The sequence below is a fragment of the Paenibacillus sp. plas6 genome (assembly GCF_057221655.1).
In genome coordinates this window covers 1,210,681-1,230,852 of sequence record NZ_CM170151.1, presented here as the reverse complement: position 1 = coordinate 1,230,852, position 20,172 = coordinate 1,210,681, and the positions used below count along the sequence as shown (strand labels likewise).

Genomic DNA, 20,172 nt, shown 5'->3' with positions numbered 1-20,172 from the left:
ATAGAAGCAGCCCCTTCCTGCAAGATAATACTCGGTCGGAAGGGGCTGCTTTTCTGATTATGCTTTTACATTAGCAACATATTCGAGCAATTTTATAAAGACGGTTGCGACTTCGGCACGAGTAGCGATTCCTTTAGGGTCAAGGATGTTGTTTCCCTTACCAGTTACAATGTTGATGCCGTGCAGTATTTGAACAGCTTCCATTGCCCATGAACTAATTTCGTTTTCATCAGCAAAGGATTGTGTTTCGTATCGAGGTACCTTATATCCTTTATAGTTCATGTAATTGTACAAAATCACTATCATCTGTTCCCGTGTCAACGGTGCATTCGGATCAAACAGTTCTGCACTTATACCGTTAACTATGCCATTATTAGCCGCCCATTCAATTGCGGAAGTGTACCATTGCCCATCCTCTACATCACGGAAACGAGAATTTTTGTAGTCGGAGCGTTCTACGTTCTCAAGATTAGCCAATACTTGAGCGAACATTGCGCGTGTCATTGAGATATTTGGCGAGAACGATGTTGACGATGTACCTTCAAACAGACGGAATGTATAAACAGAATTTACATAATTGTAGAACCAGGCTGTATCATTGACATCTTCGAAAGGATTGCCGGACAATACGGTGAAGCCTAGTGCATTGTTCTCATTAAGCATAAGCTCTGCAGTATCTCGAATGCCGAATGTTAATCCATTATTTAAGCTAACAGTCGTACTGCCTGTTCCTATCACAACCTTGCCGCTTGAGTGAATAATTGTACCTGCTGGCACATTGATTTTAATTCCGCCTATAATTACAATTTCACCGCCACCTGGAAGTGTAGTGTTTCCAGCTTGATCAGTAACTGCAGGTTTATCTGCCGGCGTGTTTAGTGTATAGGTTGATTTAGATGAACCAGCATCTGTTTCCGTGTTAGGCTCGCTGGAAGTACCGTCATTCTCGTTGACAGGATCGCTTACTGCAGGAGTGCTGCTTCTCTTCGGTGTAGCCGTAACACTTGCCACAGAACTGTTGCCTTTTTCGTTAACTGCGACGATATTAAAGGTGTACTTTTGACCATTTGTAAGTCCTGTAAAGGTATAAACATACGTATTTGCATCCACTTCTATCGGTGTTTCGTCGTCATACCAAACTTTATAGCCTATTAGATCCTTGTCGCCGTGGTTTACAGGAGCCGACCATTTTAAAGTAACCTTGCCATCGCCAGTCGATGCTGTTAAGTTGCTTGGAACATCAGGTACGCCTTGTTTGCTTTGCGAGAACATCCAATCAAATACATCTGTGTAATCACTGTTCCAAGCCGGTAAATTAGGAGATTGTAAAGTCGGAGCAATGCTCCAGCTTTTTCCGGTAAAAGGATTATCCATAGTAATCTGGTTGTAAAGTACCGCTGCCTCTACTTCATGTGCAATATATTCAAGCAGAGGAGGTGTGCTTTCTGGATTAGGTCTTTGACTTGGTTGATCATATTGATTATATGGCCATGTAAGAGCCTCATTGCTATCAAAACGGGAAGCTCTTGCATTGGTTAAATCTGAAATATCGTTGACAAAATTATCGAGATTACCTGCTCCTACTCGCGTGTCATAAGTGTTAACAAATATCCAGTAAGCAGTATCTTTGTGATCTTCATTTTCCTTTGCTATAGGCCAGCCAGCTGCAATTCCCATAGGTGCTACTGCAGCAAAGAAGCCAGGATATGTGTTGTTTAAGTTATTTGTATACATACCGCCCAATGAGAAGCCAGAAGCATAAATACGGTTAGGGTCAGCTAACCCGCTGGCAATTAAATCGTCAATAACCTTCTTTACATCTTCTATTTGTGGAGCAGAACCGCCGCTATAAGAAATATTTAGAATATGGCTGGCATATTTGATAGAATTTTCTTCCATTTTCTTCATTAGGGCAACTGAACCATTAGCAGATTTCATCGATGCTTTTTGGTCAATATGTGCCTGTGTACCGCCGCGTGAAAAACCATGCGTATAGACATAAAGCGGCAATCCTTTTACCTCTTTACCAGCTTCATCCTTATGCACGTAAAGCGCGTAATTGAGCGATCCGCTTGTATGTGTTGTAAACTTGTCAAGGATCGGATTAATAACGTTTTCTTGTTTAAAGACAGCATAGCTAATCGATTCACCTTCGGTTAGTACAATGTTGCCATTTTGCACAATGTTGTAATTTTGCTTTGTTGAGTTGCTGCTGCCATCCAGCGTTGTATTGCCACCGACTTCAGTATAAAACTCAAGCTCAACTACGATATAACGGCCACTTTCCAGTCCATCCTGATAATCTGGTGAATGATGCACTTTTCCAAGATAACCGCGCACTTTCGGTTCGTCATTAGCGTATACTCTGGAAATGTTGCGTTTTCCTTCAAAGACTACGGAATCTCCGCTTAAGGTTGTGTTTCTAGCTGATACGGTAAACAGATCTGAATGAAGCTCGGAGCCTAGTGCTTTCCGTCCTTCACCTAAGTCAATAATAAGAGCGGTTGTGTACTCTCCTCTTGCAAAGTTGTCATTCCAGACGATAAAGGAAAGTTGAGCAGCGGATGGATCATCCTTGAACGTCACATGAATGCTATGATTTGCGCTAATATTGGTTAAAGAAAAAGTATTATCATTAGATATGGTCACTGCCTTACCATCAACAGTTACAGTATCGACGATTTTACCGTAGTCTGGGATAACCGTAAATGTGATGTTTGAACCCGGAGCGGTTCTTAAAACATTACCTGGTGCATTAGGTGTTACTTTTCCTCCGGTGTCTGTTGAGATATTAATTGTGAATCTAGTGTCGATGTCATTGGCTTCAATGAGTTCTACGCTGTCTCTAAATGCAGCATCACTGTTAAAACCTGTATCTGGAGCTCCGAAAGCAGAAACGACCTCATAACGGTCACCGCCATTTGCCGATGAGTTATTAATATAAACCTCGAAGGTCAGCTTGCCTGGCTGCAAGATTAGCTCACGTTTAGGAATTCTCATTTCCACAATATATCCTGTGTCCGTAATATCGGTCCAAGCAGCTCTGTCAGTATGGGACTGACCTGAGAATACACCAGTTGCACTAACTCGCCATTGATTGGAGCCGCTGGAGCCTGGACCAAGATAAAACTCTAAGCTGTCGTACGTATGATCTGCACCAGCTCCCTGATACAGATTGCTGTCCTCGACAACTACTCGGGCATACATGTAGTCATTATCCCAAAGAAGTCTTACTGTGCCAGTAGCATGAGGTCTTGGGTCATCAGGTACAGTGCTTTTGTTAATCGGATACTCTGTTGTTTTGAACCAAAGCGGGTCATTGGATCCAAGCTCGGGAGTTCCAAACATTGCGGTCGGACCATTAGGCTGAATGCCTTGTTTACTTTGCGAGAACATCCAATCAAACACATCTGTGTAGTCATTGTCCCAAGCAGGCAAATTCGGGGACTGTGCTATCGGAGCTATGCTCCAAGTCTCCCCAACAAATGGATTCTCCATAGTAATCTGGTTGTAAAGAACTGCTGCTTCAACTTCGTGTGCGATATAGTCTTCCATAACAGGATTATTGTTTGGATTAGGTCTTTGACTAGGCTGATCATATTGATTGTACGGCCAAGTAAGCGCCTCATTACTCTCAAAATTAGAAGCTCTTGCATTGGTCATTTCTGGCATATTAGTGGATATAAAATTATTCAAATTATTCTGATATATACCAGTGTTATGAGCATTTATAAACATCCAATAAGCCAAATCTTTATGAGCTTCGTTTGTGCTTGCTTCCGGTGAGCCAAATACCGGAGCCATAGGTGCAGCAGCCGCAAAGAACCCAGGGTACGTATTAATTAAAGTGTTCGTGTATGCACCGCCCCATGAAAAACCAGCGGCATAAATATGGTTAGGATCAGCTAACCCGCTGTCAATTAAATCGTCAATAACCTTCTTTACATCTTCTGTTTGTGGAGTAGAAGTTCCAATATAGGAAATGTTCAGAATATGGCTGGCATATTTGTTAGGATCTTCTTCCATTTTCTTCATTAGGGCAACTGAACCATTAGCAGATTTCATCGATGCTTTTTGGTCAATATGTGCTTGCGTGCCGCCGCGTGACATGCCGTGCGTATAGACATAAAGCGGCAATCCTTTTACCTCTTTACCAGCTTCATCCTTATGCACGTAAAGCGCGTAATTGAGCGATCCGCTTGTATGTGTTGTAAACTTGTCAAGAATCGGATTAATAACGTTTTCTTGTTTAAAGACAGCATAGCTAATCGGTTCACCTTCGGTTAGTACAATGTTGCCATTTTGCACAATGTTGTAATTTTGCTTTGTTGAGTTGCTGCTGCCATCCAGCGTTGTATTGCCGCCGACTTCAGTATAAAACTCAAGCTCAACTACGATATAACGGCCACTTTCCAGTCCATCCTGATAATCTGGTGAATGATGCACTTTTCCAAGATAACCGCGCACTTTCGGTTCGTCATTAGCGTATACTCTGGAAATGTTGCGTTTTCCTTCAAAGACTACGGAATCTCCGCTTAAGGTTGTGTTTCTAGCTGATACGGTAAACAGATCTGAATGAAGCTCGGAGCCTAGTGCTTTCCGTCCTTCACCTAAGTCAATAATAAGAGCGGTTGTGTACTCTCCTCTTGCAAAGTTGTCATTCCAGACGATAAAGGGAAGTTGAGCAGCGGATGGATCATCCTTGAACGTCACATGAATGCTATGATTTGCGCTAATATTGGTTAAAGAAAAAGTATTATCATTAGATATGGTTATCACCTCACCATCAACAGTTACAGTATTGAGGATTTTACCGTAGTTAGGAGAAACCGTAAAAGTTACATCCTCACCGTTTTCAACCCTTAGAACATTACCGGGTGCATTAGGTGTTACTTTTCCTCCGGTGTCTGTCGAGATGTGAATTGAGAATCTAGTGTCGATATCATCGGCTTCAATGAGCTCTATGCTGTCTCTAAATGCAGCATCACTGCTATACCCCGTATCTGGATCTCCGAAAGCAGAAACGACCTCATAACGGTCACCGCCATTTGCCGATGAATTATTAATATAAATCTCGAAGGTCAGCTTGCCTGGCTGCAAGATTAGATCGCGTTTAGGAATTCTCATTTCCACAATATATCCTGTGTCTGTAATTTCGGTCCAAGCAGCTCTGTCAGTATGGGACTGTCCTGAGAATACACCAGTTGCACTGACACGCCATTGATTGGAGCCGCTGGAGCCTGGACCAAGATAAAACTCTAAGCTGTCGTACGTATGATCTGCACCAGCTCCCTGATACAGATTGCTGTCCTCGACAACTACTCGGGCATACATGTAGTCATTATCCCAAAGAAGTCTTACTGTGCCAGTAGCATGAGGTCTTGGGTCATCAGGTACAGTGCTTTTGTTAATCGGATACTCTGTTGTTTTGAACCAAAGCGGGTCATTGGATCCAAGCTCGGGAGTTCCAAACATTGCGGTCGGTGTTGCTGTAGTGTTTTCAATGTTGTCAGGGTCGGCGGCATAGCCGACAGGCATTAGTGACGTTAACATTACAAAGCAACAGAGGAAAGTGATTAGTTTGTTAAATCGTTTTGACATTAACATTTAATCCTCCTTTTCGATTTGTAGCACATACAGCTTCCCTGCATTGTATTTGGATAGATTGGAAAACGGACAATTATAGCCAAGTTTTCAATCATCCAATTTAATGGTATGACCGGCGCTAAATTTTTTCACTGAAATAATTAAAGGTTTTAACCCCACAAATTATAGTAATCGCTTACATTATATGAAATAGAAAAATTATACAGAGTCAATTTTAAATAAAGTCTGCATCAGCCATCATTCAAAGTATAATAGGAATCATGAATAATTAAGCTTACTGAAGATATATTCACATGAAGAATAGGAGTCATTAATATGCTTATCGAAACAGTTGGACTAAAAGGAAATCACGCATGGTACGAGGATGCACTTGTTCAAAATCAAAGTTTAGCTAGATTTGGTGTCCTCGATGGTGCAACCTCGTTATATCCTTATCAAGGAAGTAATGGAGAAACAGGTGCTTATTTAGCAGCGCAAATCGTGAAACGTGAGTTAGAGGATAACAGTAATGCCAATAGCTCATTAGTTGAAGCAGTTTTACACGCAAATCAAGTACTGCGTGAAGAAATGGAGAACGCTCATATTGATACCGACGATGCTGCTGCGTTATGGAGCTGTGCACTAGCGTGTATACAAATATCAGAGTATCGTATTGACTATGTACAAGCCGCAGATTGCATGATCATCGCTAAATATGAAACTGGAGACATTCGCTTAATTACAAGAGATCAGGTTGCTCCAATTGGAGAGCGTTCTCTTGCCTTGTATAAGCACTATAAGGAGCAAGCAAGCTATAGTCACGCTGAAATCGTGGAGCTTATTAAACCGACACTGCGAAGCAATCGATTTATGGCTAATAAAGTTGGCGGATATTCCGTTGTGAATGGGCAGCCTGAGCTTATTCATTTTTTAGAATACGGCTCAATTAATAGGAATGGATTACAGGCGATTTACATTATGAGCGATGGATTGTTTTTACCCTCAGAAATGGCTTCTTCTCAAGAAGAGCAGTGGACTAAAACGATATCATTAATTGATGAGATGTCTTTCACAGGTTATGCAAATTGGCTGCTTGAAGAAGAGCAGGCAGATGCAAAATGCGAGAAATATATGCGTTTAAAAATATCGGATGATAAAACAGGGATTAAGATAGTATTTTAAATTGAATTTGTAAAACCAAAAGAGCGAAAGGGTAAGGCAGAGAGGTTGTGTGCCAAAAAGTTAGATTTGATTGCTCTAACGATTAGCAGTTACAACATGACTTACTTTTTCGCTCTTGTCTTTATATCGTAGATTTATGCTAAAAGCTCTGCTTTTTGATCAGGACGTTTATCAAGCATAATTTGGGCTGCAGGAATACCTTTTTCACGCAAGATGGCGATGTTTTGCACTAAAAATTCATCGCTACCTACAACATAGAATATTCCTTCTTTGTCAGCAGCAAGCTTCTCTAATTCCTCATAGTATGTTTTACGATTATCTACAAACAGGGCAGTAAAGTTTTTATCTGCATTAGAAGTAAACACATCTGTAAATAAGAATTCTTGCTTAGAATCGATGTTTAAAGAATGTAGATGCTCGACACCATCGGAATCACTTAAATAATTTAAGGCAATCGAACGGAAAGTAGCGATACCGACTCCCGAAGAAAGCAGATATACTTTTCTTCCTTCACGTCTTAACGGCATATTGGTATGTGTTTTGAAAAGTGCAACTTCATCGCCAATATTGAGTCCTTTTAAGATAGATTTGAACTCAGAGCATTGTTCCTTAATTCGCGTTGTAATGCCAATCACATCTTCCGAAGGGATAGTAGAAATCGACATATGACGAACGAGACTGCGATTTGGCTTGTCTCCTGCATTAAAGCCTTTCATTGCAAAATGCGTATGAGCGCCTTCTTCCCATGTGAATTCCGTCGGGCGTTCAAGTAAATATGTTTTGACTTCAGATGTTTCCTCTACAATCTTTTTAATTTTTAACCAGAAGATTTGCATAAGTAATCGTCTCCTACTTTTAATAATACACTGCTAGAGGACCATAAGGACCATCAATAATATCAACTTTAGTTTCAAAGATGTCCGTTAAAATTTCTGACCTCATAATTTCCTGAACAGTTCCGAATGCGGCAATTTGTCCATGCTTCATTGCGCAAATTCGATCGGAGTATTTTGCTGCAAAGTTGATATCGTGCATGACCATTACGAAAGTTCTGCCAAACTCGACAGCTGCTTTTCTTAAATGCTCCATCATTTGTACAGAACGGGCAATATCAAGATTGTTTAGCGGTTCATCTAATAGCACATACTCCGTTTCTTGGCATAACACCATTGCCACATAAGCTCGTTGTCTTTGTCCGCCTGAAAGTTCATCTAAATACCGATGTTCAAGCTCCGTAAGTTCAAGAAAATCGATGTATTTGGAGATGATCATTTCATCCTCTTTCGTTAATCTTCCTTTTGAATGCGGAAATCTGCCAAATCCGACGAGCTGTCTGACTGTAAGTCTAGTCACAAAATGATTTTCCTGTCTTAGAATAGTCAAAATTTTAGCCAAATCTTTAGATTTAGAGGTTGTAACGTCCATATTGGCGACTGTAATTTGACCCTCGTCCATATTTAACAATCTTCCGATCATAAGCAGAGTTGTTGACTTTCCAGCACCGTTAGGTCCGATTAACGAAGTAACCCCTGCTTTTGGAATTTCGATATTTAAAGGTCCAATTTTGACCTCATCACCATACCATTTTCTAGCGTTTTTAATATTTATCATAGTGACCTCTTCCTTAAGATAACAATAAGAAATATAATTCCACCGAACAGCTCAATGATAACAGATACGACAGTTTGAGCATTAAACAGATGATACAGTAAGAAGTATGCTGAAGTAAGAATGGCATATCCAATTGCAAATGCCATTGGAAATACGTATCTGTGATCAAAGGTTGGTGCTGCCTGATAACTTAGCATAGCGACTAAAAAACCAAAAAAGGTCATTGGACCAATCAACGAAGTAGAAATAGACATTAAAATTGCAACTAAAACTAGTACAAATATAATGCTTGTCTGATATTTAACACCAAAGGAAGTTGCAACATCTTTTCCAAGCGATAATACATTCAGCTTTTTAGAAAAGAAGAATAAGCATAAAACAGTCAAAATAACAAGCGGAATGGCGATCGGAAAATATTCTGAATCCGCATTGTTGACTGAGCCAATCAGCCTTGATTGTAAAAGGTCAAACTCTGACGGGGATAGCACGCGTCTCATAAAGCCTGAAACGGAGCTTAACCCTGCACCGATTATAATTCCGACAAGCAACGTCAAATGCAAATTTCCATATTTTCCAGCCAAAAGCCAGCCATATAGAATTAAACTTAGTGTTATCATCATTGCAACTTGAAAGAAAAAGGCTCCTGTTCCTGTAAAACTAACCAGAGCACCAGCACCAAAGAAAAACAATGTGCTTGTTTGAATAAATGAATATAGCGATTCATAACCAAGTAATGAAGGAGTAATAATTCGATTACTCGTTACAGATTGAAACGCTACAGTGGAAAAGCTGTGACAAAGCGCTGCGACAAGCATTGCAATAATCGCAGTCAATCGTCGTTTAACAACAGGGATAAAAGAAGGCGAATCAACTGGAACAGGATTGTTATATAGTAATAATCCGAGAGATGCCAGTACACCTAAACTAATACAACCTAATAATATTAGCCAATAACGTCTTTTTTGTCTTTTACTAGCAAATGCATTTGTTGTTCTCGAAGTTCTAACAGCAAGGCTGGGGTTAAAGTTGCTATTCATATTTAACTGGGATTCTAATGTACTCATCTCAGCCTCCTGCTTTTACGTTGTCTTAGCAAAATTAAGATAAACACGATTGCCCCAAACGTTCCAAGTATCAATGAGACAGGAACCTCAAAAGGCATTATAACGACTCGAGATATAATATCACATAGAGTGATTATGCCCATCCCCAGCACACATGTCCATGGTAGATTACTTCGTAAATCATCTCCACGAATCATTGATATGATGTTAGGGACAATTAACCCTAAAAATGGAATGTTACCGATGACTGCAGAAACAACCCCTACAGTAATGGCAATCAGTGCATTGGCTAATAGGATAAGAGCATTGTAATTAACGCCTAATGTTTTCGAAATATCTTCACCTAGGCCAGCCAACGTCAAGCGGTTGGCATATAAGAAAATAATTAATGTAACAATAATGATAATCCACAAATATTCATATCTGCCTTTTTGGACAGGAGCAAATGAACCAATAAACCATCCTTCAATCACTTGAGACATATTAAAGTAAAGTGTAACGAAGGAAGAAAACGCTGAAATGACTGCCCCAAGCATTAATCCTATAATCGGTACAATCAGAGAGGAACGAAGTTTAACTCTTCTTAAGAAAAGGAAGAAAATCATTGTACCAACAAAGGAAAAGACGATCGCTCCAGTCATACGCAATACCAAAGAAGGGCTAGGAATAAAGAGATAGACGGCAAGCAATCCTAAGCCAGCCCACTCTGTTGTTCCGATTGTAGTTGGTTCTACCATTTTATTTTGAGTTACTAGATGCATGATCAGTCCTGTCATCGCCATCGCTGCTCCAGTGAGCATTAGGGCTATCGTTCTAGGAACACGAGTGATGAAGAACATGTCCCAGCCATCAGCTTGGTTCCAAATATCATAGACACCAGTAAATAGGGAAATGACACCAAGAAGTAATACGACAATAACTGCCAGGATAAAAGGAAACGTCCATAATTTCTTCTTATATTCAGAAAGAGGTTGAGAGTAACTCTCAACCTCAGCGATAACATTCTTGGACACCGGTTGTATCTCCTTTATTCTACTACTTTAAAGCTTCAGTGATGCTTTCGAAGATTTCGATGAATGTTTGAATAGATTCATTTGTGTATGTGTCAGCAGGAGCATACACGATTTGACCTTTAGATACTGCGGTTGTATTTTGTAGAGCTGGTGCATTAGCAATTACATCTTGTGCTGGAACGCTCTCTTCACCGCTTGAAGTTGCAGCATCACGATCTAGTACAAACAACCAATCTGGATTGCTTTGTGCGATAGCCTCTACAGAGACTTCATCACCTTGGTGGTCAGTAGTTGCATTTTCAACTTCTAGAGCTGGTACCCAACCAAAGATATCGTATAGTGGACCCCAAACTCGACCGTTATGTGGTGCAGAAAAACCAATGTTACCACCAGAAACAATTACGCTCATTACTTTATCCGTATTATTGTATGCAGCTTTAGCAGCTTCAATCGCTTGATCAAACTCAGCGTTTAATGCTTCAGCTTCAGCATTTTTATCAAAAATTTGTCCTAGCATAGTCGTTACGTTTTTGAAGCCATTAACTAAGTTTTCACCTGCAGTACCGTCTCCAGCAGATACGTCGATATTGATATCAATGACTGCAGCATTTGGAACAAGTGCTTTAATATCTTCATAGAAATTTGCAAAACGCTGACCAACAATTACAAGATCTGGGTTAACAGCAGCGATAACTTCTAGATTAGGTTCTCTATGGTTACCGATATCTTGTACATTCTCATCTTGAACATAGCTTAGTTCATCCGGCATAACAGCTTTAGGAACTGCAGCTAGTTTAACTCCCCAAGCTTCAAGTGTTTCAAAAGTTCTGTTATCTAGAGAGACGACATTTTTAGGATTAACTGGAACAGTTACAGTACCATGGGCATCTGTAATTTCAATTGTAGTAGGTGCTGCTTCTCCAGTAACAGCGGGCTCATTAGTTGCTGCAGCATTAGAGGCAGAATTGCTTCCGCTACCGCTTGAGCTGTTTGCAGCATTGTTTGTATTACCACAAGCAGCTAATACAAACACAAGAATAGCAGATAGAATGATTGTTGAAAATCTTTTCATTATGTATTTCTCTCCCTTTTTATTTATTGATAATGATTATCATTAACAGACCTTTATCATTATAGCTTCTCTTTTCATAAATATCAATACTGAAATTTAATTTTTAGGAGAAGTTTTCTAGTTATTACATTTATAAAAGTATATGGAGACTAATTAAGTAAGAGGACAAAAAAACAACCAGTCTCGATAAAATATCGAAGACTGGTTGTCCATTGTGTTTTTAAGACCGTATAAATGATGAAGGTTTACAGTCGTTTAAAGATTTAAGCTGAACTTATTCTCCTTCAGATGGATTAGATACAAAGGAAGTGATTTTTTCTTGAATCTCTTCAACTGTAGAAGTTCCTGTACCAGCTTTTAATGCATTGAAGCCAGCAATAACAGCTTCCAAATTATCTTCTGTTACGCCTGTAAGACTAAGTGCCTCAAATGTTTCAACAGTTACTTCTGTCCATTTGCGGGTTTTTTGTGCGTTTTTAATTTCATATAGGGCAACATAGTAATTATAATCATCAGCATTTGTGATGGATGCTTTTTGATCATCTGTTAATGCTACAAATGCTTTTTTCATTGCTAGAGCATTTGTTAAGAACGTAGATTTAGAAACATCAGTAGCACTAGCTGTCTCAATTAAACCGATAACTTTAATTACTGCGGCATTAGTTTTTTCAAGACTAGTTAAATCAGCAAGATTTGTAATCCAAACCTTTGCTGCTTTAGTTAAGTTATCATAAGCTTCGCGTGCTTCTAAAATAGCTTGAATAGATGTGCCATCTAACTCGTCGATTTGTGCAACAACATCTTGGGCTGGTTTAATTGCTTCAACTGCTGTGCTTAATTTTGTTTTAGCATCATTTGTTACATAGTCGCTTGCTTCTAAAGCGTCAAATGCAGCTTTTGCTTCAGTTACATCAGCAATATATGTTTTGTTTGCTGTTTTTAGTTGAGAAATTAGCGTGATTACTTCTGCTTGAGCTTCAAGTTTCTCTAATGTTTCGTAATTTGTAACTAAGTCTTGTTTAGCGCCTGCTTTAGTGTAAGCTGTGCGAGCAGCTGTTACTTGAGAAACAAATTTTGTGCTTACAGGATCAATTGCTTCAATAGCTGCAATGGCAGTAACTGCGGCTTTAACCTCAGCTTCTTTTTTCGTTAATGTAGTGTAGTTTGAAACCCAAACTTTTTCAGCTTTAGTTAGTTCATCATAAGCCTCACGTGCTTTTTGAATAGCTTCAACAGATGAGCCATCTAACTCGTTAATAGCATTGTAAACTAATTTTGCTTTTTCTGCTTGTGCAACGTAGCTTGATAATGTTACGGAGTTAGTTACTTCACTTTTTAGATTTTCATCTAGCGCAGTGAATAATTCTGAAGCTTTATCAACATCTCCTATAAAAGTTTTGCTTGTAGTTTTAATAGCATTGATTGCGTTTTTCACAGACTTAACTTTTTGTTGATCTTCAGTTAGCGGTAATTCATATGATTTTTGTTTTCCGCTAGTTTTATCTTTATATTTTAAAACATCGTCTACAATATTAAGGTTTACAGCATAAGTGGCATCGACCACTTCTGTAGCGTTTGTTTTAATGTCATAAGCAGTTAAATAACCGCCATTGGAATAATCCGAGAAGTAATTTTTATCGTTATGCGCTGCTAAATATAAAACCCTTTTATTAAGTACTTCACTGCTAGTTTTTGTACTTAGATCAAGTTTATAGAACTTATTATTATTGGCATAGCTGCTATAATAAACAGTTCCTTTATATTCAACGCCCATATATACGTCATGCAAGTAACTATAAGAATCATCTGTAGCTACAGGATAATCATCTTGCTCCCAAGTATGATCTTTTGCTAGTGTTTCAGAAGTAACTAGGAAATATTTATATGAGGTATTCCCGTAAAAATCATTTCCATCATTCCAAGTTGTATCCATATGATACCATTTGCCATCTATTTTTACGGAGTTCCAAGCATGGGCTTCTTTTTGACCAAATCCAGTAACATAACGAACTTCAACGCCCATTTCATCAAGCAAACGATACGTTAACAATGCATATGCTTGGCAAACAGCTTTACCTTCTTTTAGATAAGCGTAAATATGGTGAGGAGTTGTTTTAGCAGTTTTGGAGTAAACAGTATGTGTTACAACATAGTCATTAACCGCACGAACTTTATCAAAATCAGACATTCCATCTTTAGTTAATGACGCAGCAATTAATTTTACTTGTTCGGTTACATAAGCTTCTTGTTCAGGAGTACCTTGATATGTGAATGATATCGTAACATTGCCTAGCTGATCGAATACTTCCAAGATTTAATAGTACCGTATACATAGTCATTACCAGCTGATTTTAGTGCACTATCATATGCATCACGAAAATCATTTACATAGTTTGTCATATCACCTTTATAAGTGAATGAAAAACTTTTCGTATTTTTGATGTTTTCGTTAATGATTGCACTAGTTAAATCATTAAAATTCGAATATTCACCGATGTTATTAACTGTACCTGCTAGTGGTAACTTTTGAACATAGGTTACAGATTCAGCTTTCGGTAAAAGAACTTCGCTTGAAACTGTAACTTCAGCTTCTTGAGTTAGAGCTTGTTCTGGTGTAGAATTAACTTCTTGAGCGAGTGCAGCAGGAGCTGTTGTTGAAAGTACGAGCATAGCTGATAACGTTGTTGTAGCTAAGACGTTTCGAATAGATTTAATGTTCATTCAAGATCCTCCATTAGTATAAGAGTGTAAAACGATACTATAAATATAGCTTTTTCTAGGTAAAAAATCCTGTATTATTATGTTTAAAAATTCTAAAAAAGGAAATAAAAGAGAATTTTTTGTTGAAAATTCTAACTTATGTAGGATTAATCTTTATTATATATAAAAGAGTATAGGATATAGTACCTAAATTTCATTTAAGCAACACGTATTTTTTTCTATAACTTTTGCAGTGGTTATTTTTGACTTTCCTGTTGACTAGTTTCCTGTTGATTAGAGTGATTTTTATTTTGATTGCTATAGTTTTTGCTAAGAGTGAGCGAATTTGCCCACTTTTTTATGTTTAAATGCAAATTTATGGTGTAACACGCTTTTTGTTTCACAAAATGACTAAAATTAATGCATAATCATATTGATAAATACTTAATTTTATAATTATATATTAGTAATCCATTAAATGATTTATATTAGGGATTGGATACCGGTCTAATTCAATTGATTTCTATTTATTTGATTTAATAAGGAGAGAAGATATGCTAAATAAGTTTAAACCGAAGGCAAGTACAGAGCAGTTATTAAAATTTGGTTCAGATATTACACTTAAAAGTAGATTTAATGACACTCTTTCATATAACCACTTTACAACTACTGATGAATCAAACATGGAGTCTTTAGCTCAGTTACTAGAGTCTGTGCTTGAAGAAGCTGCAGATTTGTTTTATGGGTATACTGTTAATCTACTGACTTATTCAGATAAACCAATCGAGCGACAATTAATTGAGGAGTATTTACGTACTTTTTTAAACGAGTCACGCACTGAGGAGTATGTAGAACGTATTCTTCCATTTTTTAAAGAGTTAAAGCTTAAAGGCTACAATGTTAGTAAGCTCGTTGTAGTTTTTAATCAGCTTCATTTCCTTTTTGTTACCCATGTATTATCCGAAAAAGGAATTTTTCCTCATAGGTGTATTGAACTGCTTGAGTCATTACAACGTGCTGTAAATATAGATCAGCAAATATTAGTAGAAGTATTTACAGAAAGCATGATTGAATCAGCATCAGATGGTATGACGCAACTGATGGGAAAAATTTCAGATATTATATACGTAAAGGACCTTTTAGCGAAGTTAGAAGAACAAAATGAATTATCACACAACGTTGCTACTGCTGCTCAACAAATGGCGGCTTCTGTTGATGAAGTTGCCCATAATGCAATAAATGTTGCTGAGAAAACAGAAAATGTGGTAAAGGATACCGAGCAAGGTAAGCAAATCATTTCCGTCGCGTTAAATGAAATTATTACTTCTGATAAACATTTTGATCAAATTATTGCAAGTTTTAATGAATTACAAAACTATTTAGAGAATATTCAAAATATCGTAGGTCTTATTGATAATATTGCGAATCAAACCCAGTTGCTGGCCTTAAATGCCTCGATTGAAGCGGCTCATGCAGGAAATATAGGCAGCGGATTTGAAGTAGTTGCCCAAGAAATTCGTAAGCTTGCTAACTCTACAATGGACTCGCTAAAGGTTGTTAGCAAAAATGTGGCAGAAGTAAGTCGTGTTTCCGAAAGTGTGTCGAAATCGATCTATTCTACTCAACACGTAATTAAGCGCGGGGTAAAGGAAGCTGAGGAAGCATTGCCGTTATTGACCCAAATTACAGAGGAAATTTCTGAAGTTAATGCAGCAACTGAGAAAATCGCTGAGATTTCGCAAGAACAAGCAGCGGCGGTTAATGATGTAACTGACAGAATAATCCAAGTTGCAGAATTGACAAGCAATGCTAAGAATTTATCAATTAAAACAGGAAACGATGTATATGAGCTTAGCAAACGTATAGAAGCTTTTAGAAAAACGATATTTTCTAATAATATTAGACTTTCCACGAAAGCTCTGCTTCAACTAACAAAATCAGATCATATTATGTGGAAATGGCGAATTTATAGTATGATAATGGGTTACGACAAGGTGGATCCAGAAGATGTTAGTTCCTATCGCGATTGCAGACTGGGCAAATGGTATTTCAGCGAGGAAAGCAATAGAAGATTCCAAAAATATCAATCCTATCACAATTTAGATAAACCACATCAACTTGTGCATCAGCATGCTCGTCTAGCGGCTGAGGCTTATCTTAAAGGGGACATTCATCTTGCTGAAAAACATTTGGAATCCATTGAACAAGCTTCGCAAGAGGTCATTGCACAAATTGATATGCTAATTTCAGAATTGGATTAATTAAATTAATGTTGTTTTGAAAACGGACAGATAAAAAAGGGCATCGCTTATATAAGTAGATAGCTTATATAAACGATGCTTTTTTTATGGAAATATTTGAATAAATTTACCGAATTTGCACATCGCGGCAGAGAGGAAGGGCTTCAGTTCCAGCTTGATACAATTGTACTTAAAGGCTAGCAGTTGTAGCAAAATATCGGATACCAGATGTACTTGGCTATACTAACCGTCCTTAGCAAGACGGTTTTTTTGTTGTGTTTACATAGCTATGCTATGATGATAGTTAAAGTAATAAAGAGGTGTAAGGCGATTGAGAACAATAAAAGTTACTGCAGGGGTAATTTTAGATAAGGACAAAGTTTTAATTACAAGACGAGCAGAAAAAGAAAATATGGCTGGTGGCTGGGAGTTTCCTGGCGGAAAAATAGAAGTAAATGAAACTCCGCAAGCTTGTCTTGCTAGAGAGCTTAAAGAAGAGTTAAGCATTGACGTAACAGTAGATAAATTTTGCACAGAAGTAACCCATGATTATGGGAATATGCATATTAATTTAATTGCATATTATTGCACTATTGTTGGCGGAGACATTCAAATCTCCGTACATGATAAATTGGCGTGGGTTAAAATAAATGAGTTGCTGGAATACGAGCTGTTACCAGCAGATATTCCGATTGCGAAAAAAGTAATAGCCGATTATTGCGAGTAGAGATACTTGTTGTCGTCCGGAGTTATCGCTAAAAAGAGTGAAAGCAAATAGAAAATCAAGCTAGGGTGAAAGTAATGTCATTGTCTTATGAAAAAAGAAAGAAAAAAATTCTCGAATACTTAAATAGAGACGGTAAGGTTGAAGTTCATATTTTAGCAGAAGAATTTGATGTATCGACAGAAACGGTTCGACGTGACCTTGAGCGTTTAAGCAGTGAAGGGAAATTAAGAAAAGTATATGGTGGAGCTGTTAAGGTTAGAGCAGATTCTTCGGAGCTTCCATTTGAACAGAAAACGCAGTTGTATAAAGCGGAAAAAGAAGCGATTGGAAAATTAGCTGCATCGCTAATTAAACCCGGGGAGACAATAATGCTGGGAAATGGTACGACTGCGCTGGAGATCATTCGCAATTTAACTGATCGTCCTGATGTAACGATTGTTACGCATTCGACACCAGCAATACTGCTTGCATTAGAGCAATTTCCTGGTCGTATATTTTTTGTTGGCGGTGAGGTGAATCGACATCAGAAGTCTGCTTCTGGTCCACTTGCTGAGTTAGTTCTGAATCAATTACGAGTAAATAAAGCCTTTATTTCGGCTGGCGGTATTTCACTAGTTGATGGAATATCAGATTATGAGCTTTCAGAAGCGACAATCTCTCGAAAAATGATGGAACGAGCAGATGAAACGATTTTTTTAGTGGATTCCTCTAAATTTGGCAAGCCTACTTTTGCTAACATTTGCTCCTTAGATGATGTTTATGCAATTATTACGGACAGCAAATGTAGCGATGAGTGGAAAACTTATATGAGCGAGCGTGATATTACTTTATACATCGCAGAGGTATAAACATATAGGTTGCTTTTCAAAACGTTGGTAAAATTGATGTAATTAAATAGATTTTTTTGTAAAAAAGTAGTGCCTAACTCCCTTATTTTGGTTTAGTATATATCTAGACGCTGCGCATAAAGTTGATAGTAGTTAATGAAAAAGGGAGGAGTTTTTATGGAAACTGAACGCAATGAAGGGCTTGAAAGCGTTGAACCGATTTCTGTGACGCAAAATTCGCAAGGGATCGATTATAAAAGGATTGTGAGGTTAATCGTCAATCCTTTAGAAAGTTTAAAGCTGTCAGACAAGGATTTTCTCTACGGAATTATCGGACTTGCAAGTTCCTATGTAGCTTTTTTGCTATGGTCGCTGCTAGTAACGAAAAGAATAAGCGAATTCCTCAATCCATTTTATGAGCTGGCAAGTTTATTTGGGGCTGCTAGCTCTCGTGGTTCTTTATTTTTTGCGACGTACAGTAAGCTTCTGTTAACTGGATTATGGGGAATTATTGCTCTCTTAGGCGTAGTGTGGCTTGTAAGCTGGTGGCAAAGCGGGGGTAAGCCAGAAATTAAAGCATTTGTAACGCGGATTGGTGGAATTCACTATATTGGCTGTGCTGGCTATTTGCTTGCCTGCATTCTGTCCGTTAGCTTTAGTCTATCTATTTTAATTGTTAGCATCACGCTGCTTATCTTGCTTGTGTTGACTTTAGTTGCAGGTGCAGAGCTGTATCGCGTAGCACATGAAAAGCTAAGTTTATATTTTATCGTTGCCATAGCTGGGTATATCATATTGTTTAGCTTTATACCTCAACTGTTATTTTAATTTGCAGTGAGGGAGATTATATACATAAATATTTACAACATAAAACAAGGTGCAGGAAATGAAGTCCAGCACCTTGTTTTTTTATTGTTAAAAATCTACAGATGATCTTAAAAGATTACTTGTTATTGTAAATTAAAGCGCATTCAAAAGGTGGTATATTTTGCTCAAGCCCACTAATTTGTGAGGTTTGTGAATGATAAAAGTTATGAAAGGGGATCAAAAGGATGAAGAAAAGAGGCATTGCATTAGTTTTAATGATGATGCTTGTAGCTGCTTTGCTTGCTGCATGCGGCGGCAACGACAAAAAAATTAGTATTGGTATTGTTCTGCCAACGAAGGATGAGCCTCGTTGGGTTCAGGATGAACAACGATTTAAAGAAGCTTTAAAGGATACCAAGTATACAACTGAAATTTTGTTTAGTCAGGGCTCTTCTGCGAAAGAGAAAGAAAATGTAGAAACATTAATCAATAAAGGCATTAAAGTATTAATAATTTGTCCACAAGATGGTGATGCAGCAGCAGGTGCAGTAGAGGCTGCAAAGAAAGAAGGAATTACGGTTATTGCTTATGACCGCTTAATTACAAGTACTGATGCAGTTGATTATTATGTAACCTTTGACAGTAAAGCCGTTGGTGCAGCGCAAGCACAATATTTAATTGACCATGCTGCAGGAAGCGCTCAACCGCTTTATCTGTATGCTGGAGCAGCTTCTGACAACAATGCTTTCTTGTTCTTTGAAGGAGCATGGGAAGTATTACAGCCAAAATTCGTTGACGGTACATTCGTTATTGCTAACTCTAGTGAAGCTGTTGCACTACAAGGTAAGAGTGAATTAACACGCGATGAAATGGCAAAAATCATCGGTCAAGTAACAACAAACTGGGATGCAAACGAAGCGAAAAACAAAGCTCAAACTCATCTAACTTCTGTTTCAGATGAGCTAAAAGGTGATGTATTAATTTTAGCTCCTAATGATGGTACGGCTCGTTCTATCGCTGATGTATTTGCTGCAGATTCAGCAATTACTAGCTATGTCGTTACAGGTCAGGATGCTGAGAAAGCTTCAATTCAATACGTCATTGATGGCAAACAATCAATGACCGTATTCAAAGATGTGCGCACTTTAGTTAAGGATGCAATTGCAATGGCAATCGACATTCTTGAGGATAAAACACCATCTACTACTGGCTCATATGACAACGGTAAAAAACAAGTAAGTGCTAAGCAAACAAACGTTATTGTAGTAGATAAGGACAATGTTAAAAAAGAAATTATCGATTCTGATTATTATAAAGCTAGCGAATTTAGCGGACTATAATCG

14 protein-coding genes are annotated in these 20,172 nt (G+C 38.1%); 6 read left to right on the top strand and 8 right to left on the bottom strand.

Translation table 11 applies throughout. The features are described from left to right. Positions 1 to 57 precede the first annotated feature (57 nt). The gene (locus AC2TDL_RS05510) at positions 58 to 5,601 is read right to left on the bottom strand and encodes a sugar-binding protein (RefSeq protein WP_484699197.1); all 5,544 of its coding nucleotides are present in this window, start codon (positions 5,599 to 5,601) and stop codon (positions 58 to 60) included. 321 nt (positions 5,602 to 5,922) lie between these two features. Here AC2TDL_RS05510 and AC2TDL_RS05505 point away from each other — a divergent pair, with 321 nt between their 5' ends. Next, positions 5,923 to 6,768, top strand: coding sequence for a protein phosphatase 2C domain-containing protein (locus tag AC2TDL_RS05505; protein ID WP_484699196.1), 846 nt, complete (start codon positions 5,923 to 5,925; stop codon positions 6,766 to 6,768). 134 nt (positions 6,769 to 6,902) lie between these two features. Here the strand turns inward: AC2TDL_RS05505 and AC2TDL_RS05500 are convergent, their stop codons facing one another. The 7 genes from AC2TDL_RS05500 to AC2TDL_RS05470 form a co-directional block, all read right to left on the bottom strand. Continuing rightward, positions 6,903 to 7,604, bottom strand: coding sequence for a dihydropteridine reductase (locus AC2TDL_RS05500; RefSeq protein ID WP_484699195.1), 702 nt, complete (start codon positions 7,602 to 7,604; stop codon positions 6,903 to 6,905). Between the two features lie 19 nt (positions 7,605 to 7,623). Beyond that, positions 7,624 to 8,379 carry an iron ABC transporter ATP-binding protein gene (locus AC2TDL_RS05495; RefSeq protein WP_484699194.1) on the bottom strand — a complete coding sequence of 252 codons (756 nt, stop codon included), beginning with the start codon at positions 8,377 to 8,379 and terminating at the stop codon, positions 7,624 to 7,626. Further along, complete coding sequence (locus tag AC2TDL_RS05490; protein ID WP_484699193.1) at positions 8,376 to 9,443, bottom strand: iron chelate uptake ABC transporter family permease subunit; 1,068 nt, start codon at positions 9,441 to 9,443, stop codon at positions 8,376 to 8,378. The genes AC2TDL_RS05495 and AC2TDL_RS05490 overlap by 4 nt, the downstream gene beginning before the upstream one ends. Continuing rightward, on the bottom strand, positions 9,440 to 10,456 hold the full coding sequence (locus AC2TDL_RS05485; RefSeq protein WP_484699192.1) for an ABC transporter permease: 1,017 nt from the start codon (positions 10,454 to 10,456) through the stop codon (positions 9,440 to 9,442). Before AC2TDL_RS05485 ends, AC2TDL_RS05490 begins: the two co-directional genes overlap by 4 nt. Before the next feature lie 22 nt (positions 10,457 to 10,478). Continuing rightward, positions 10,479 to 11,528 carry a siderophore ABC transporter substrate-binding protein gene (locus tag AC2TDL_RS05480; protein ID WP_484699191.1) on the bottom strand — a complete coding sequence of 350 codons (1,050 nt, stop codon included), beginning with the start codon at positions 11,526 to 11,528 and terminating at the stop codon, positions 10,479 to 10,481. A 274-nt stretch (positions 11,529 to 11,802) separates the two neighbouring features. Next, positions 11,803 to 13,839 carry a transglutaminase domain-containing protein gene (locus AC2TDL_RS05475; RefSeq protein ID WP_484699190.1) on the bottom strand — a complete coding sequence of 679 codons (2,037 nt, stop codon included), beginning with the start codon at positions 13,837 to 13,839 and terminating at the stop codon, positions 11,803 to 11,805. Continuing rightward, complete coding sequence (locus tag AC2TDL_RS05470) at positions 13,818 to 14,249, bottom strand: hypothetical protein (protein ID WP_484699189.1); 432 nt, start codon at positions 14,247 to 14,249, stop codon at positions 13,818 to 13,820. Before AC2TDL_RS05470 ends, AC2TDL_RS05475 begins: the two co-directional genes overlap by 22 nt. A gap of 533 nt (positions 14,250 to 14,782) precedes the next feature. Between AC2TDL_RS05470 and AC2TDL_RS05465 the strand changes: the two genes are divergently transcribed. The 5 genes from AC2TDL_RS05465 to AC2TDL_RS05445 all read left to right on the top strand — a co-directional run bounded on the left by AC2TDL_RS05465 (position 14,783) and on the right by AC2TDL_RS05445 (position 20,169). Then, positions 14,783 to 16,489, top strand: a complete 1,707-nt coding sequence (locus AC2TDL_RS05465) for a methyl-accepting chemotaxis protein (RefSeq protein WP_484699188.1) — start codon at positions 14,783 to 14,785, stop codon at positions 16,487 to 16,489. A 310-nt stretch (positions 16,490 to 16,799) separates the two neighbouring features. Then, positions 16,800 to 17,195 (top strand): 8-oxo-dGTP diphosphatase MutT, encoded by a 396-nt coding sequence (gene mutT, locus AC2TDL_RS05460; RefSeq protein WP_484699187.1) that lies wholly within the window; start codon positions 16,800 to 16,802, stop codon positions 17,193 to 17,195. A 74-nt stretch (positions 17,196 to 17,269) separates the two neighbouring features. Next, positions 17,270 to 18,043, top strand: a complete 774-nt coding sequence (locus AC2TDL_RS05455; RefSeq protein WP_484699186.1) for a DeoR/GlpR family DNA-binding transcription regulator — start codon at positions 17,270 to 17,272, stop codon at positions 18,041 to 18,043. 156 nt (positions 18,044 to 18,199) lie between these two features. Further along, the gene (locus tag AC2TDL_RS05450) at positions 18,200 to 18,850 is read left to right on the top strand and encodes a hypothetical protein (protein WP_484699185.1); all 651 of its coding nucleotides are present in this window, start codon (positions 18,200 to 18,202) and stop codon (positions 18,848 to 18,850) included. 224 nt (positions 18,851 to 19,074) lie between these two features. Beyond that, complete coding sequence (locus tag AC2TDL_RS05445) at positions 19,075 to 20,169, top strand: sugar ABC transporter substrate-binding protein (protein WP_484699184.1); 1,095 nt, start codon at positions 19,075 to 19,077, stop codon at positions 20,167 to 20,169. The last annotated feature ends 3 nt before the right edge of the window (positions 20,170 to 20,172 follow it).

Excerpts from the sequence above, each read along its gene's own strand:
- AC2TDL_RS05495 (WP_484699194.1), bottom strand. The coding sequence starts at position 8,379 with ATGATAAATATTAAAAACGCTAGAAAATGGTATGGTGATGAGGTCAAA.
- AC2TDL_RS05445 (WP_484699184.1), top strand. The coding sequence starts at position 19,075 with ATGAAGAAAAGAGGCATTGCATTAGTTTTAATGATGATGCTTGTAGCT.
- AC2TDL_RS05470 (WP_484699189.1), bottom strand. The coding sequence starts at position 14,249 with ATGAACATTAAATCTATTCGAAACGTCTTAGCTACAACAACGTTATCA.
- AC2TDL_RS05500 (WP_484699195.1), bottom strand. The coding sequence starts at position 7,604 with ATGCAAATCTTCTGGTTAAAAATTAAAAAGATTGTAGAGGAAACATCT.
- AC2TDL_RS05465 (WP_484699188.1), top strand. The coding sequence starts at position 14,783 with ATGCTAAATAAGTTTAAACCGAAGGCAAGTACAGAGCAGTTATTAAAA.
- AC2TDL_RS05480 (WP_484699191.1), bottom strand. The coding sequence starts at position 11,528 with ATGAAAAGATTTTCAACAATCATTCTATCTGCTATTCTTGTGTTTGTA.
- AC2TDL_RS05510 (WP_484699197.1), bottom strand. The coding sequence starts at position 5,601 with ATGTCAAAACGATTTAACAAACTAATCACTTTCCTCTGTTGCTTTGTA.
- AC2TDL_RS05490 (WP_484699193.1), bottom strand. The coding sequence starts at position 9,443 with ATGAGTACATTAGAATCCCAGTTAAATATGAATAGCAACTTTAACCCC.
- AC2TDL_RS05505 (WP_484699196.1), top strand. The coding sequence starts at position 5,923 with ATGCTTATCGAAACAGTTGGACTAAAAGGAAATCACGCATGGTACGAG.
- AC2TDL_RS05450 (WP_484699185.1), top strand. The coding sequence starts at position 18,200 with ATGGAAACTGAACGCAATGAAGGGCTTGAAAGCGTTGAACCGATTTCT.
- AC2TDL_RS05455 (WP_484699186.1), top strand. The coding sequence starts at position 17,270 with ATGTCATTGTCTTATGAAAAAAGAAAGAAAAAAATTCTCGAATACTTA.